8 protein-coding genes, 13 tRNA genes and 3 rRNA genes are annotated in these 15,736 nt (G+C 40.4%); 23 read left to right on the forward strand and 1 reads right to left on the reverse strand.

Annotation, left to right across the window (positions count from 1 at the left end):
• The 16 genes from C240_RS13405 to C240_RS13480 all read left to right on the forward strand — a co-directional run.
• Window positions 1-1,463: ribosomal RNA gene (locus C240_RS13405) — 16S ribosomal RNA — on the forward strand; the annotation flags it as partial.
• A 230-nt stretch (window positions 1,464-1,693) separates the two neighbouring features.
• Window positions 1,694-4,605, forward strand: a 23S ribosomal RNA gene (locus C240_RS13410).
• A gap of 92 nt (window positions 4,606-4,697) precedes the next feature.
• Window positions 4,698-4,813: ribosomal RNA gene (rrf, locus tag C240_RS13415) — 5S ribosomal RNA — on the forward strand.
• Between the two features lie 7 nt (window positions 4,814-4,820).
• Window positions 4,821-4,894: transfer RNA gene (locus C240_RS13420), tRNA-Asn, on the forward strand.
• Between the two features lie 52 nt (window positions 4,895-4,946).
• Window positions 4,947-5,035 (forward strand) — tRNA-Ser (locus C240_RS13425).
• Between the two features lie 15 nt (window positions 5,036-5,050).
• A tRNA-Glu gene (locus C240_RS13430) sits at window positions 5,051-5,122 on the forward strand.
• Window positions 5,123-5,141: 19 nt separating this feature from the next.
• Window positions 5,142-5,214 (forward strand) — tRNA-Val (locus tag C240_RS13435).
• A gap of 9 nt (window positions 5,215-5,223) precedes the next feature.
• Window positions 5,224-5,297 (forward strand) — tRNA-Asp (locus C240_RS13440).
• A 17-nt stretch (window positions 5,298-5,314) separates the two neighbouring features.
• Window positions 5,315-5,387, forward strand: a tRNA-Phe gene (locus C240_RS13445).
• A gap of 3 nt (window positions 5,388-5,390) precedes the next feature.
• Window positions 5,391-5,471: transfer RNA gene (locus C240_RS13450), tRNA-Tyr, on the forward strand.
• Window positions 5,472-5,480: 9 nt separating this feature from the next.
• Window positions 5,481-5,551 (forward strand) — tRNA-Trp (locus C240_RS13455).
• A gap of 14 nt (window positions 5,552-5,565) precedes the next feature.
• Window positions 5,566-5,638, forward strand: a tRNA-His gene (locus C240_RS13460).
• A 36-nt stretch (window positions 5,639-5,674) separates the two neighbouring features.
• Window positions 5,675-5,747 (forward strand) — tRNA-His (locus tag C240_RS13465).
• Between the two features lie 15 nt (window positions 5,748-5,762).
• Window positions 5,763-5,834, forward strand: a tRNA-Gln gene (locus tag C240_RS13470).
• A 29-nt stretch (window positions 5,835-5,863) separates the two neighbouring features.
• A tRNA-Cys gene (locus C240_RS13475) sits at window positions 5,864-5,934 on the forward strand.
• Between the two features lie 15 nt (window positions 5,935-5,949).
• Window positions 5,950-6,033: transfer RNA gene (locus C240_RS13480), tRNA-Leu, on the forward strand.
• Window positions 6,034-6,133: 100 nt separating this feature from the next.
• Here the strand turns inward: C240_RS13480 and C240_RS13485 are convergent.
• Window positions 6,134-8,791, reverse strand: a complete 2,658-nt coding sequence (locus C240_RS13485) for a sigma 54-interacting transcriptional regulator (RefSeq protein ID WP_271496983.1) — start codon at window positions 8,789-8,791, stop codon at window positions 6,134-6,136.
• A gap of 250 nt (window positions 8,792-9,041) precedes the next feature.
• Between C240_RS13485 and C240_RS13490 the strand changes: the two genes are divergently transcribed.
• From C240_RS13490 to C240_RS13520, 7 genes are all read left to right on the forward strand, one after another.
• Complete coding sequence (locus C240_RS13490) at window positions 9,042-9,380, forward strand: PTS lactose/cellobiose transporter subunit IIA (RefSeq protein ID WP_271496984.1); 339 nt, start codon at window positions 9,042-9,044, stop codon at window positions 9,378-9,380.
• An 18-nt stretch (window positions 9,381-9,398) separates the two neighbouring features.
• Window positions 9,399-9,701 carry a PTS sugar transporter subunit IIB gene (locus tag C240_RS13495; RefSeq protein ID WP_271496985.1) on the forward strand — a complete coding sequence of 101 codons (303 nt, stop codon included), beginning with the start codon at window positions 9,399-9,401 and terminating at the stop codon, window positions 9,699-9,701.
• A 20-nt stretch (window positions 9,702-9,721) separates the two neighbouring features.
• Complete coding sequence (locus C240_RS13500; protein WP_271496986.1) at window positions 9,722-10,981, forward strand: PTS sugar transporter subunit IIC; 1,260 nt, start codon at window positions 9,722-9,724, stop codon at window positions 10,979-10,981.
• Between the two features lie 12 nt (window positions 10,982-10,993).
• Window positions 10,994-12,040 carry a tyrosine-protein phosphatase gene (locus tag C240_RS13505; RefSeq protein WP_271496987.1) on the forward strand — a complete coding sequence of 349 codons (1,047 nt, stop codon included), beginning with the start codon at window positions 10,994-10,996 and terminating at the stop codon, window positions 12,038-12,040.
• A 263-nt stretch (window positions 12,041-12,303) separates the two neighbouring features.
• A complete protein-coding gene (gene licT, locus C240_RS13510) occupies window positions 12,304-13,140 on the forward strand; it encodes a BglG family transcription antiterminator LicT (RefSeq protein ID WP_271496988.1) in 837 nt (278 codons plus the stop codon).
• Window positions 13,141-13,236: 96 nt separating this feature from the next.
• The gene (locus tag C240_RS13515) at window positions 13,237-15,120 is read left to right on the forward strand and encodes a beta-glucoside-specific PTS transporter subunit IIABC (protein ID WP_271496989.1); all 1,884 of its coding nucleotides are present in this window, start codon (window positions 13,237-13,239) and stop codon (window positions 15,118-15,120) included.
• Window positions 15,121-15,158: 38 nt separating this feature from the next.
• Window positions 15,159-15,736: family 1 glycosylhydrolase (locus C240_RS13520; RefSeq protein ID WP_271496990.1), on the forward strand; the 578-nt coding region annotated here is incomplete at its 3' end.

The raw sequence follows: 15,736 nt of genomic DNA on the forward strand, positions 1-15,736 counted from the left end.
TTGGAAAGAGGAGTGGCGGACGGGTGAGTAACACGTGGGTAACCTGCCCATCAGAGGGGGATAACACTTGGAAACAGGTGCTAATACCGCATAATAGTCGACACCGCATGGTGTTGATTTGAAAGACGCTTTCGGGTGTCACTGATGGATGGACCCGCGGTGCATTAGCTAGTTGGTGAGGTAACGGCTCACCAAGGCCATGATGCATAGCCGACCTGAGAGGGTGATCGGCCACACTGGGACTGAGACACGGCCCAGACTCCTACGGGAGGCAGCAGTAGGGAATCTTCGGCAATGGACGAAAGTCTGACCGAGCAACGCCGCGTGAGTGAAGAAGGTTTTCGGATCGTAAAACTCTGTTGTTAGAGAAGAACAAGTAGGAGAGTAACTGCTCTTACCTTGACGGTATCTAACCAGAAAGCCACGGCTAACTACGTGCCAGCAGCCGCGGTAATACGTAGGTGGCAAGCGTTGTCCGGATTTATTGGGCGTAAAGCGAGCGCAGGCGGTTTCTTAAGTCTGATGTGAAAGCCCCCGGCTCAACCGGGGAGGGTCATTGGAAACTGGGAGACTTGAGTGCAGAAGAGGAGAGTGGAATTCCATGTGTAGCGGTGAAATGCGTAGATATATGGAGGAACACCAGTGGCGAAGGCGACTCTCTGGTCTGTAACTGACGCTGAGGCTCGAAAGCGTGGGGAGCAAACAGGATTAGATACCCTGGTAGTCCACGCCGTAAACGATGAGTGCTAAGTGTTGGAGGGTTTCCGCCCTTCAGTGCTGCAGCAAACGCATTAAGCACTCCGCCTGGGGAGTACGACCGCAAGGTTGAAACTCAAAGGAATTGACGGGGGCCCGCACAAGCGGTGGAGCATGTGGTTTAATTCGAAGCAACGCGAAGAACCTTACCAGGTCTTGACATCCTTTGACCACTCTAGAGATAGAACTTTCCCTTCGGGGACAAAGTGACAGGTGGTGCATGGTTGTCGTCAGCTCGTGTCGTGAGATGTTGGGTTAAGTCCCGCAACGAGCGCAACCCTTATTGTTAGTTGCCATCATTCAGTTGGGCACTCTAGCGAGACTGCCGGTGACAAACCGGAGGAAGGTGGGGATGACGTCAAATCATCATGCCCCTTATGACCTGGGCTACACACGTGCTACAATGGGAAGTACAACGAGTCGCTAGGCCGCGAGGTCATGCAAATCTCTTAAAGCTTCTCTCAGTTCGGATTGTAGGCTGCAACTCGCCTACATGAAGCCGGAATCGCTAGTAATCGCGGATCAGCACGCCGCGGTGAATACGTTCCCGGGCCTTGTACACACCGCCCGTCACACCACGAAAGTTTGTAACACCCGAAGTCGGTGAGGTAACCTTTTGGAGCCAGCCGCCTAAGGTGGGATAGATGATTGGGGTGAAGTCGTAACAAGGTAGCCGTATCGGAAGGTGCGGCTGGATCACCTCCTTTCTAAGGAATATTACGGAAACCTACACATTCGTTAACACTTTGTTCAGTTTTGAGAGGTCTACTCTCAAACGATTGTTCATTGAAAACTGGATATTGAAGTAAAAAAGTAATCAAAACAAACCGAGAACACCGCGTTGAAGAGTTAATTAATTAATTGTTCGAAGCTTATTTTATTGACTAACCTTCTATCGCTAGAAGAAGTGGTCAAGACCCAACCGCAAGGTTGACAAGGTTAAGTGAATAAGGGCGCACGGTGGATGCCTTGGCATTAGGAGCCGATGAAGGACGGGACTAACACCGATATGCTTTGGGGAGCTGTAAGTGAGCTATGATCCAGAGATTTCCGAATGGGGAAACCCAGCATCTTTTATAGGATGTTACTTTCCAGTGAATACATAGCTGGTTAGAGGTAGACGCAGAGAACTGAAACATCTAAGTACCTGCAGGAAGAGAAAGAAAATTCGATTCCCTGAGTAGCGGCGAGCGAAACGGGAAAAGCCCAAACCAACAAGCTTGCTTGTTGGGGTTGTAGGACTCCGTTGTGGTAGTCTGTCAAGATAGTCGAAGGACTTGGAAAGGTCCGCCAAAGTGGGTAATAGCCCCGTAGACGAAATGTTGGCAACACCTAGGAGGATCCTGAGTACGGCGGAACACGAGAAATTCCGTCGGAATCCGCGGGGACCATCCCGCAAGGCTAAATACTCCCTAATGACCGATAGTGAACCAGTACCGTGAGGGAAAGGTGAAAAGCACCCCGGAAGGGGAGTGAAATAGATCCTGAAACCGTGTGCCTACAACAAGTCAAAGCCCGTTAATGGGTGATGGCGTGCCTTTTGTAGAATGAACCGGCGAGTTACGATTGCATGCGAGGTTAAGGTGAAGAGCCGGAGCCGCAGCGAAAGCGAGTCTGAATAGGGCGATTGAGTATGTAGTCGTAGACCCGAAACCATGTGATCTACCCATGGCCAGGTTGAAGGTGTGGTAAAACGCACTGGAGGACCGAACCCACGTACGTTGAAAAGTGCGGGGATGAGCTGTGGGTAGCGGAGAAATTCCAAACGAACTTGGAGATAGCTGGTTCTCTCCGAAATAGCTTTAGGGCTAGCGTCGAAGTTGAGAATGATGGAGGTAGAGCACTGTTTGGACTAGGGGCCCATCTCGGGTTACCGAATTCAGATAAACTCCGAATGCCATTCATTCATATTCGGCAGTCAGACTGCGAGTGATAAGATCCGTAGTCGAAAGGGAAACAGCCCAGACCACCAGCTAAGGTCCCAAAATATATGTTAAGTGGAAAAGGATGTGGGGTTGCACAGACAACTAGGATGTTGGCTCAGAAGCAGCCACCATTTAAAGAGTGCGTAATAGCTCACTAGTCGAGTGACCCTGCGCCGAAAATGTACCGGGGCTAAACATATTACCGAAGCTGTGGATCACACCTCTGGTGTGATGGTAGGAGAGCGTTCTAAGGGCGTTGAAGGTCGATCGTGAGGACGGCTGGAGCGCTTAGAAGTGAGAATGCCGGTATGAGTAGCGAAAGACGGGTGAGAATCCCGTCCACCGTATGACTAAGGTTTCCTGGGGAAGGCTCGTCCGCCCAGGGTTAGTCGGGACCTAAGCCGAGGCCGAAAGGCGTAGGCGATGGACAACAGGTTGATATTCCTGTACCAGTTGTTTTTGTTTGAGCAATGGAGGGACGCAGGAGGCTAAGGAATGCATGCGACTGGAAGTGCATGTCCAAGCAGTAAGTCTTGAGTAGAGTCAAATGCTTTACTCTGTACGGACAAGCTGTGATGGGGAGGGAAATAATAGTACCGAAGTTCCTGATGTCACACTGTCAAGAAAAGCTTCTAGTGAGAAAACAACTGCCCGTACCGTAAACCGACACAGGTAGTCGAGGAGAGTATCCTAAGGTGAGCGAGCGAACTCTCGTTAAGGAACTCGGCAAAATGACCCCGTAACTTCGGGAGAAGGGGTGCTGACTTCGGTCAGCCGCAGTGAATAGGCCCAAGCGACTGTTTATCAAAAACACAGGTCTCTGCAAAATCGAAAGATGACGTATAGGGGCTGACGCCTGCCCGGTGCTGGAAGGTTAAGAGGATGGGTTAGCTTCGGCGAAGCTCAGAATTGAAGCCCCAGTAAACGGCGGCCGTAACTATAACGGTCCTAAGGTAGCGAAATTCCTTGTCGGGTAAGTTCCGACCCGCACGAAAGGCGTAACGATTTGGGCACTGTCTCAACGAGAGACTCGGTGAAATTTTAGTACCTGTGAAGATGCAGGTTACCCGCGACAGGACGGAAAGACCCCATGGAGCTTTACTGTAGCTTGATATTGAGTGTTTGTACCACATGTACAGGATAGGTAGGAGCCGATGAAACCGGAACGCTAGTTTCGGTGGAGGCGCTGGTGGGATACTACCCTTGTGTTATGAACCCTCTAACCCGCAGCCCTTATCGGGCTGGGAGACAGTGTCAGGTGGGCAGTTTGACTGGGGCGGTCGCCTCCTAAAAGGTAACGGAGGCGCCCAAAGGTTCCCTCAGAATGGTTGGAAATCATTCGCAGAGTGTAAAGGCAGAAGGGAGCTTGACTGCGAGACTTACAAGTCGAGCAGGGACGAAAGTCGGGCTTAGTGATCCGGTGGTTCCGCATGGAAGGGCCATCGCTCAACGGATAAAAGCTACCCTGGGGATAACAGGCTTATCTCCCCCAAGAGTCCACATCGACGGGGAGGTTTGGCACCTCGATGTCGGCTCGTCGCATCCTGGGGCTGTAGTCGGTCCCAAGGGTTGGGCTGTTCGCCCATTAAAGCGGCACGCGAGCTGGGTTCAGAACGTCGTGAGACAGTTCGGTCCCTATCCGTCGCGGGCGTTGGAAATTTGAGAGGAGCTGTCCTTAGTACGAGAGGACCGGGATGGACTTACCGCTGGTGTACCAGTTGTTCTGCCAAGGGCATTGCTGGGTAGCTATGTAGGGAAGGGATAAACGCTGAAAGCATCTAAGTGTGAAGCCCACCTCAAGATGAGATTTCCCATTTCTTTAAGAAAGTAAGACCCCTGAGAGATGATCAGGTAGATAGGTTGGAAGTGGAAGTACAGTGATGTATGGAGCGGACCAATACTAATCGGTCGAGGACTTAACCAAAAGAAATAAAATAAAAGATCTTGGTCAATTTGATTACAACTTCAATCCAGTTTTGAGTGAACAATCACTCAAGTAAATACAACAACACCCAGTGTGGTGGCGATAGCGAGAAGGATACACCTGTTCCCATGCCGAACACAGAAGTTAAGCTTCTTAGCGCCGATTGTAGTGAAGGGTTTCCCTTTGTGAGAGTAGGACGTCGCCACGCTAATTATTCCGGCATAGCTCAGTTGGTAGTAGCGCATGACTGTTAATCATGATGTCGTAGGTTCGAGTCCTACTGCCGGAGTTCCTTAATATAGGGCTAAATGAGTAATGCTTTGCTTCTTTAAACTCTGGAGGGAGAGTTGTCCGAGAGGCCGAAGGAGCATGATTGGAAATCATGTAGACGGTGAACACTGTCTCAAGGGTTCGAATCCCTTACTCTCCGTATTAAGATTTTATTGGCCCGTTGGTCAAGCGGTTAAGACACCGCCCTTTCACGGCGGTATCACGGGTTCGATTCCCGTACGGGTCATTTATCATTTATATTTTTTGGAGGTTTAGCTCAGCTGGGAGAGCACCTGCCTTACAAGCAGGGGGTCGGCGGTTCGATCCCGTCAACCTCCATTAAATTACGGTCTGGTAGTTCAGCTGGTTAGAATGCCTGCCTGTCACGCAGGAGGTCGCGGGTTCGAGTCCCGTCCAGACCGTTACCATTATATTTTTTGGCGCAGTAGCTCAGTTGGTAGAGCAACGGATTGAAGCTCCGTGTGTCGGCAGTTCGATTCTGTCTTGCGCCATTTGGAGGAATAGCGAAGTGGCTAAACGCGACGGACTGTAAATCCGTTCCTTAGGGTTCAGTGGTTCGAATCCACTTTCCTCCATTACAAAGTAGGGATATAGTTAAACGGTATAACTACGGTCTCCAAAACCGTCATTGTGGGTTCGATTCCTACTATCCCTGTTAATAATACTATGGCGATTGTGGTGAAGTGGTTAACACAGCGGATTGTGGTTCCGCCATGCGTGGGTTCGATCCCCATCAGTCGCCCTTAGCTTTAATTATTATAATATGTACTTTTTTATGGCGATTGTGGTGAAGTGGTTAACACAGCGGATTGTGGTTCCGCCACGCGTGGGTTCGATTCCCATCAGTCGCCCTTAGCTTTAATTATTGGGGTATAGCCAAGCGGTAAGGCAACAGGTTTTGATCCTGTCATGCGTTGGTTCGAATCCAGCTACCCCAGTTTCTCTTTATGAGACTACATTGTAATATGGCGGTATAGCCAAGTGGTAAGGCAGAGGTCTGCAAAACCTTCATCACCGGTTCAAATCCGGTTACCGCCTTGCAAAATATTTTATGCCGGCGTGGCGGAATTGGCAGACGCGCTGGACTCAAAATCCAGTGCCCGCGAGGGCGTGCCGGTTCGACCCCGGCCGCCGGTATTATTTAAGTATCAACGTAATTATACGTTGATACTTTTTTGTATGTCTTTAAAATTTATATTAGTACTTCCAATATTAAATGGAAATTCTACTATAAATTCTACATAAATGATTCATTCATAAAAAAAGCGGTTATATAAAATATTTCATCTTCAGGTATCGTTACATCATATAATGTTTCTAAAAATAGACAATTTTTTTGAACTTTAGTAATTTCGTTTGTATATTTTTTTTTGAAGGATAGCGTTTGAGGGAAACTGCTAACGTTTTTTCCTTGTTTTAAGCGATCGATCATGCAAACAATATGGCAAGCTAGACCAACTTTTATTTCATACGAAATATTAGGTGTAATTTCGTTAGACATTTTTTCCACCCATTCTCGAATGGAAAAAATCAAGTTTTCGCCGTCTTCGTATTCCAACATTTGTGAAATATTTGTACGCATTCCTTCAAAAGCAACTTCATAATCAATCAAAGTTTGAATTTGAGTAGCGGTTGAACTACTTAGTGTTTTTACTATTGAAAAATGGGGGGATGATAAGGACAATTGAAAGGTTCCAATTGTGCAAATTATTTTCCCAGATTGGGTCAAGTTTGCAATCGACTGCTCTAGTAGTTTTGTATCAGTAATTTGTAAAGATTTAATTTCGCAAATGTCTCCTCTTAAGTTTAAACGATCACTAAGCATTTTTTTTATTAGTTGAGCAGAACCTTCACCAGTTGTACAAAGTGCAAGTACATAAATTTTGAATGCTTTGATTTCCTCTTTGTGTGTTTTTTTATATGTTGAAAGTCCTTTAATATTTAGTGTTGATTCGTAAATTTCATTTAATGTATAGCCTAGAGCAGCTTTCCTGCTGGCCTCTAAAACGTGGAGTGTGCTGACTAGCTCAATACATTGAATATTAATAGCTAATGCCTCTTTTAATTCATCTTTAAAATTGATTAATGATCCCATATCTACAAGTAAAAGGATATCTTTAGGATGATCTTTAGTAGATAAATACTCTTTAATGTTAGTTAAAGCGATAATTGGCTTATCCGTTAAGTTCATATCAAATCCTACGGCAATTTGTTCGCTTAGTAATTTGTTTACTACATTAGCCATGCTAGTTGCGGTGGATTCACCATGTGCAACAACAATGACTTCTACTTTACTTTTTTTCTGGTTATTATATTTTTCCTTAGTAAAAAATAAAGAAAGAAAACCAGCCTCATCTTCGGGAAGATGAATACTAAAATCTGCTTCGATAACTGAAAGGCAATGTTGTGCAGTTTCAAAGAGAAGGGGATATTCTTTCTTTATTTCGGCAATTCGGGGATTACGAATTGTCTGACCTCGTTTAACTCGTTGAATTGTGTTATATAAATGCAAAGCTAAACCATATTGAACATTTTCTGGTAAATGATAATTCAATAAACGCGATGCTTTGTCACAAACTTTATTGGCTGTGGCGACTATTTCTGAACCAACGATTTGTTCGAGATTGTTTAGGTCAACATTTGTATCATTATTGTATGTCCGATAATAGTTAGTGATTGTAGTATCAATAATTTCCGGGGTTTGTGAAATATCCAAGCCAATTCGTTCCATATCATTCATTTTTTGCTCAATAATTTGATAAATGTCAGTTGCTTTATCAGAAGAAAATAGAGTTGTTTCTTCTTCGTTAAAAAGAAAAAAACGGCTATTTGTGTTTGGTAATAGCAACCAAATTTTATTGCGATCTTCACTATTATATAACCCTTCTCGAATGTATTGAGGTAATTCATAACTGCTAACTTTGATTGATTCTTCTTGTCTAGCAATAAACTGTGAATAGGCCTTAGCACAGAGTAATTGAATATCCGCTTTTAGCTGACCTACATTATTTGGACAAGAATAACCTAATAATGCACGAATAGTGTTAGTAGATACTTCAATCGTAGTTCCAAGATTTTTTGATTCTGTTTGAAAAAAAGTTGAAATTAGATTTAAACGCTCGTCCAATCCACGCTCAAGCAAGTTTGGTATTTCGATTCTCATCGGTATTCTTCGTATAAAAGTCTGCAATAAGGTAGAAGAAGTATCTTCTGTTGTAGCGCAAATTAGTAACACTTGTCCAAAACGATCACTGCTGGTTTCTCCCAGTCTGCGATAGACGCCACGATCAATAAAGGTAAATAGCATTTCTTGTCCTTCTGGTGGTAAACGATGAATTTCATCAAGGAAAAGGATCCCATTATTTGCCTTTTCTAAAAGACCTTCACGATCTTCTTCAGCTCCAGTATAAGTTCCTTTTTTTATACCGAAAATAGTCCCAACTAATAGCTGCGGATTATTTGCATAATCTGCACAGTTAAACGTGACAAACTCAGAATGCGCTTTCAATCTATTTTGTGATAGTGCATATTTATAGATTAGCTCTGCGAACATGCTTTTACCCACGCCAGTTTCTCCTGTAAGTAAAATATTCATTCCTTTTGGAGGATACAATACAGCTGCTTTGGCTTGTTCACCACAATGAAAAAGACTTGGGCTTTTTTTTATGAAATTCTCTAAATGGGTTTGTTCAGTGACACTCTTAGGAGTGGTAGTAAAAAAGTAGATGGGCTTTGTTCCGCTTTTTTTTGCCTTACCTAGTTTTACCAACTGATTTAAATCACTGCTGACATTTGCTCGTGTAATATTGAGTTGTTCAGCGATTTCACTGGCGGTAGCAGGGTTATTTTCTTTGTAATTTGTAAGTAATTTTTCGATTTTTTCAATTCTTTTCATTTTTCCAACCTCGTGCAGTAGTCTGCTTTTTATTTTCTGCTTTAAGTATAATGTTATCTGAATAAATAGTCAAAGTCATCTGTTTTATTTTTTACTATGTGTTTTGCTAGTGGATAGAAAAGTGTTTTAAATTGACTAAAAACGAAACACATCATATCGAAAGCTTATATACCAGTCATTTAATCTGTTTGGCACACTTATTGCTAGTATAAAGATGAAATGGAGTACATGTTTGAAAGGAGAAGGTTGAATGATTTTAGAAACAGATGTAATGCAAATTATTGTTTATGCAGGAAATGCGAAGAGTCTTGCAATGAAAGGTATTAAAGAGGCAAAGGATGGCGCAGCAGCTGAAGCAAAGAAAAATTTTGAGGAGGCGAAAAGTAATTTAAAAATAGCGCATCAGCAGCATACGGATATTTTACAAAGGTTTGCGAATAATCCCGATGAGCCTGCTACAATGTTTTTGACTCATGCACAGGATCATCTGATGGCGGCGATCACTGCAGTTGATTTTGCCAAAGAATTTATGGATTTACATGAAGAAATGCAAGAATTGCGTACTTTAATTAAGAAAGAAAATAATTAGAAAGAAAAGGTGAAGAAGATGAAAATTACGTTAGCGTGTGCAGGTGGAATGTCAACAGGAATGTTAGTTAAAAAAATGGAGGAATATGCGGCTTCTCAAGGAATTGATGCAGATATTTCAGCTTGTGGACTTAGCGAGTTGGAAGAACAAGTGAATGGAACGGATATCATTTTATTAGGTCCGCAAGTTGGCTATCAGCAAGATGACGTGAAAAATGAATATCCAGATATACCAGTACTTGTAATTGAGATGATGGATTATGGCATGATGAACGGGGAAAAGGTTTTTAAAAAAGCACAAGAAGTTATTGCATCTAAATAAATAAAAAAAGGAGAATTACAATGTCGGATACGAGAAAAAGTTCATTTATTAACGGGTTGAATGTATTTGTCAATAAGTTTTCTAATAACACATTTGTAAAAAGTATTGCTAATGGAATGATGATGACACTTCCGATTACGATTGTTGGGAGTTTGACTACGATTATTGGAATGATTCCAGGGCTGCCGGAAATTGTTTTGAAAGCATGTTCGCTAGGAACTTCAATTTCAAGTAATTTAATTACAATTTATGTGATTATTGGTATTTCTTGTGCAATGGCAAGGGAAAAGAAAGGGGATCAAATTGCATCAATTATTTTATCACTAGCTACATTTTTTGTTCTTACCCCAATTACCAGTTTTGATGTAGGTGGAGATAAGCCAACATTAGCTTTTGAACTAACTTATTTAGGTTCACAAGGAATTTTTGTAGGAATGATTGTTGCTCTAGTTGTGACGTGGATGTTTTCAAAAATGGTTGAGAAACGGATTACTTTAAGAATGCCTGAAAGTGTTCCGAGTGCAATAGCCAAAACCTTTGAAGCCATTGTACCAGCTGCAATTATTTTTATTGTAGCGATTATTATTAGTACTGCTTTTGGTGAGACTAGTTTCGGCAATATTCATGATTTTATCTATACAAATCTACAAACACCGCTTGAATCGTTAGGTGGATCAATTTGGTCAGCGTTATTTATTATGTTTTTATCAGAATTACTCTGGTTTTTCGGTATTCACGGTAGTATGGTTGTTGGTTCAGTCATTGCAGTTTTGTTTACAACACAAGCCTATGCTAACATGGAGGCAGTAGCTGCTGGTGAAGCTGCTACAAATATTATTAACTCATTTTTCTTAGATGCGTTTAAAGGTCCAAGAGCTTTAGCATTAGCTGTTATTTTGGTTTGGATGAGCAGGAGTGAAAAATTTAAATCAATTGGGAAAATTTCATTTATTCCAAGTATTTTTGGAATTACTGAACCAATGAAATTTGGGATTCCGATGATTATGAATGCTGTGATTTTTATTCCACTAACACTTTCAGCAGCTTTATGTATAGGGATTGCTTATATTGCAACGATCATTGGCTTTTTACCAGTTATTAGTGTAAATGTTTCGAAGAATTTACCGACATTTCTGTCTGGCTTTATGGCTGCAGGTTGGCAAGGTTTAGTAGTTCAGTTGATACAGTTTGTAGCAGTATTTTTATTGTATCTCCCATTTATGAAAAAATTAGATAAACAAGGAGTAGCAGAAGAGACTGCAACACTTGAAGGAAAATAGGAGTGTGAAAAGATGGAAACACTGCAAGTAAAAAGAGTTGGGGAAAATTTTTCCGTTTATATTCCAAAAATAGTAGAGCTTCCAGCAAATGTTTATTATGAAAGAGACAGTTCAATTCAGATTTGTACCAATAATTATTTAGAAGTTCTTGAATATGGCTGGCAAGAAATAAAAGATCCAGATTCAAAAAAACGCCTTTATTTTAAGCTTAAATCAAACTCTGAAATGTTAATAGGTGCTGAACGTCGTTTACCATTAAATAATTTGTATAATTGCCGTGATCTAGGCGGTTATCGTAGTGATGAAGGTCGATTGACACGCTGGGGTCTGGTTTTTCGATCGGATGCATTACATCAAATTGATACCGAAGGCCAAAACTATCTAGAGAAGCTTGGCATAAAACGAATTATTGATTTTCGCTCGCCCGAAGAGATTGCTAAAGATCCAAATCAAGAAATTAAAGAAAGCCAATCACTGAACTTTAATCCTCATGCAGATGTAGCTCAACAAGCGAGTACTCAAACCGTTTCCAGAAAAGACGAAGACAAAATAGCACAACTTGAACAAATGGTAAAAACAGAATCTGGAAGAAAACAACTTCAAAAAAATCGTAATGTAATGATTAAACAAATGGAGCAATTAGTCTTAGGCGAAAATGCTATACATGCTTACAGACTATTTTTTGAAACACTATTACAAGATCATACTACGCCGCTAATTTTTCATTGTCAGGGTGGCAAAGATCGGACTGGTTGGGCCGCAGCACTGTATTTAGCAGCTTTAGGAGTAGATAAAGAGCAGATTTATCAAGATTACTTATTAACGGATAAAATGAATGCACCAAGGAATGCTAAAAGAATGGCAATCTATAAAAAATATACTGAAAACGCAGATGTATTAGCATTTTTGGCTTCTTTACAGCAAACAAAAAAAGAATATTTAGATGGTGCATATCAAGCAATTGAAGAACACTATGGAACAATTCTAAATTATTTAACTGAAGAATTAGGGATTAGTCATACTCAGATCAAACAGTTGAAAGAAAAATATTTATACTAAATAAGTGGTATTAAGAAGAATTTGTTTAAAGAGGATTTTCTCTGAGCAAGTTCTTTTTAATACGAAAAGTTATAAAAAATATTTTATAGGAAATTAATTTTGAAAAGGTTTCATCGATAGTCTCTATGGAATATTGACAACGCTTTATTTTCATGTTTTAATAACTAGAGAAATCAAGATTGTTACTGAATTTTCAGGCTATACTTTATTTCTTTAATTCATAGTTAATTAGCTAGCTGATCTAATCTCATTGAGGAGATATTATGGAAGTAAAAAAAGTAATTAATAATAATATTGTTAAGTCTCTGAATGTAGACGGTCAAGAAGTATTAGTGATGGGTAAAGGAATTGGTTTTAAAAAGAATGTGGGTGACTTGATTGATGATACTCAAATTGAAAAAGTCTATACAAGTAATCAAGATTTAACAACCAATAAGTTAACCCAGCTTTTATCAAATGTTCGTTTAGAGCACTTACAAGTGGCAAATGAAATCATTGGTTTTGCTAAGGTTTCATTAGGAAAAAAATTAAATGAAAACATTTATCTTACGCTAACCGATCATATCGATTATGCAATAGAGCGACATAACAATAACTTACCAGTGAGAAATGCACTGCTTTGGGAGATCAAACGATTTTACAATCATGAGTATTTAATTGGCAAAGAAGCATTAAACATTATTTCAAATCGTCTGGGTATTATTTTACCAGAAGACGAAGCAGGATTTATTGCTTTACACATTGTCAATGCGGAACTGGATTTATCACAGGTCAGTCAGGTTTCTGAAATGACAAAAGTTATTCAAAAAATAATTAATATTATTAAATATCATTATAAAACAGATTTAGATGAATATTCTTTAAACTACGAGCGTTTTATTACCCATTTAAAATTTTTTGTCCAACGGTTATTTAGTGGTATCGAGCTTGATAAGGATAAGGATGAAGGATTCCTGTTTATGTTGAAAGAAAAGTATCAGGAAGAATACCTCTGTGCTTTGAAAATTCGTGAATATATCGGCAAGGAATTTGGGCGAGAGTTAAAAGAAGATGAGATGATTTATCTCACGATTCATATTAGAAGAATTACCAACAATTAAATGGATTGTTACTGCGTTAGAGCAGGCTATACCTAAGAAAAATCTCTTTAAGACAAGAGGTCTCTTAGGTATTTTTTGATTTTAGGAGGAAATTAAATGAACTATCAGGAATTAGCAAATAATATAATTGACAAAATAGGCGGACAGCAAAATATTAGTGATTTGACTCACTGTGCGACACGATTACGTTTTAACTTAAAGAATGAAGCGAAAGCTCAGACTGATGCAATAAAAAATACTGCAGGAGTGATGGGCGTTGTCTCAAAAGGTGGACAATATCAAGTAATTATCGGAAGTGATGTCGGCAGTGTCTATAAAGAAATTATAAAGGAAGTTCCCTCACTAGAAGGTTCGCAAAGTGAATCGCCAGAAAATGATGATAGAAGTATGGCAGCTAAAGTGATTGACACAATTACTGGAATCTTTACTCCGATTTTACCAGCGATTACAGCAGCAGGGATGTTAAAAGCCGTTTTATCCCTTTTAGTTGTTTTTAATGCGATTGATAAGACTGGGCAAACATACATTATTATTGATTTTATGGCGGATTCAGCGTTTTACTTTTTGCCTATTTTGCTTGCTGCATCTTCAGCTCAAAAATTTAAAACAAATATGTATTTGGCGATGATGGTTGGGGGGATTTTACTTCATCCAAATTTTGTTGGAATGGTTAATGCTATTAAAGAAGCTGGCGAAGGCGGGATTCATCTTTTTGGTTTACCCATTTCACCAGTAACATATGGTTCTTCTGTTATTCCGATTATTTTATCTGTTTGGTTTATGTCATATGTTGAACCAATTGCGGATAAGGTTTCACCAAAAGTGATTAAATTTTTCAGTAAACCTTTGATTACGATTGCGATTGTGGGAACTGTTTCATTAGTTGTGATTGGTCCAGTTGGTTATCTGATTAGTGACGGAATTTCTAATGGTATTAAAGCATTAGAAAATTTCAGTCCGTGGTTGGTTCCAACGATTATCGGCGCATTAACTCCGCTATTTGTAGCAACAGGAACCCATTATGGATTGGTACCGATTGGTATTAACAATCGTATGACAACAGGCTATGATTCAGTGATCTATCCAGGTATGTTAGCGTCAAATGTCGGTCAAGGAGCTGCTTCATTGGCAGTTGGTTTTAAAAGCAAAGACTCTACTATCAAACAATTAGCTTCTTCTGCTGGATTAACTGGTCTTTTTGGGATCACCGAGCCTGCTTTATATGGGGTTAACCTAAGATTTAAAACGCCGCTGTATGCTGCAATGATCGGTGGTGGAGTCGGCGGCTTGTTCATGGGAATTGGACGAGTGAAGAATTTCACTGGTGGTTCACCTGGTTTATTGACGTTGCCAAGCTATATTGGTGATGATACGTTGAAATATTTATATTTAGCTTGTATTGGAGCCGCGATCAGTATTGTCATTTCTTTTGTTGTTTCTTATATTTTATATAAAGATCCGAGTGTAGAAGAATCACAAGAACAAGTTCCAACGCAAAGCCCTGATCAAACGAAAGAAACAGACATACTTGTTGATGTTGCAACCCCAATTAAAGGAGAGGTATTACCACTTTCAGCAGTTGAAGACGGTATGTTTTCAGAAGAAATTTTAGGAAAAGGATTTGCAGTTAGACCAGATGAGGGGAGTGTTTATGCTCCAGTTTCAGGAACTGTAACAGCTATTTTTGAATCGAAGCATGCGATTGGTTTAACCAGTGACGATGGTGTGGAGTTATTAATTCATATTGGGATTGATACAGTTCAGTTAAATGGAGCTGGGTATGAATATTTTGTAGATAAAGGTCAAAAGATCCAAATAGGGGATAAACTAATTGAATTTGACTTAGAGAAAATAGGTGAAAAAGGTTATAATGTAATTACACCTGTTGTGGTAACGAATTCAGCAGATTTTAGCGATATTATTACATTAACGAAAAAATCAGCTGAAGCAGGAGACTATGTAATGAAAGTCATTCGTTAAGAAGACTTTTGATATAATAAAATGGAGGTTTGATGTAAATGGCATTTAGAAAAGACTTTTTATGGGGCGGCGCAACGGCAGCCAATCAATGTGAAGGTGGCTACAACGAAGGTGGACGCGGTTTAGCAAACGTAGATTTAGCACCAGTTGGACCAGACCGTTTCCCAGTCATTACCGGTGAGAAAAAAATGTTTGACTTTGATAACGAGCATTTTTATCCAGCACAAGAAGCAATTGATATGTATCATCGCTACAAAGAAGATATTGCTTTATTTGGTGAAATGGGGTTTAAAACTTACCGTCTATCAATCGCGTGGAGTCGTATTTTCCCCCTAGGAGACGAAACAGAACCGAATGAAGAAGGTTTGAAATTCTATGAAGATTTATTCAAAGAATGTCGTAAACATGGAATTGAGCCGCTGGTAACGATCACACACTTTGATTGTCCAATGCATTTAGTAGAAAAATATGGCGCATGGCGCAGTCGTGAATTAGTTGGTTTTTATGAAAATTTATGTAAGGTGATTTTCAATCGCTATAAAGGATTAGTGAAGTACTGGTTAACCTTTAACGAAATCAATATGATTTTACATGCACCATTTATGGGGGCTGGTTT

Origin of the sequence: Enterococcus sp. 5H, from assembly GCF_028128615.1 — a bacterium.
GTDB lineage: Bacteria > Bacillota > Bacilli > Lactobacillales > Enterococcaceae > Enterococcus_L.

Coding starts and splice junctions, on each gene's coding strand:
- C240_RS13485 (WP_271496983.1), bottom strand. CDS start 8,791: ATGAAAAGAATTGAAAAAATCGAAAAATTACTTACAAATTACAAAGAA.
- C240_RS13490 (WP_271496984.1), top strand. CDS start 9,042: ATGATTTTAGAAACAGATGTAATGCAAATTATTGTTTATGCAGGAAAT.
- C240_RS13495 (WP_271496985.1), top strand. CDS start 9,399: ATGAAAATTACGTTAGCGTGTGCAGGTGGAATGTCAACAGGAATGTTA.
- C240_RS13500 (WP_271496986.1), top strand. CDS start 9,722: ATGTCGGATACGAGAAAAAGTTCATTTATTAACGGGTTGAATGTATTT.
- C240_RS13505 (WP_271496987.1), top strand. CDS start 10,994: ATGGAAACACTGCAAGTAAAAAGAGTTGGGGAAAATTTTTCCGTTTAT.
- licT (WP_271496988.1), top strand. CDS start 12,304: ATGGAAGTAAAAAAAGTAATTAATAATAATATTGTTAAGTCTCTGAAT.
- C240_RS13515 (WP_271496989.1), top strand. CDS start 13,237: ATGAACTATCAGGAATTAGCAAATAATATAATTGACAAAATAGGCGGA.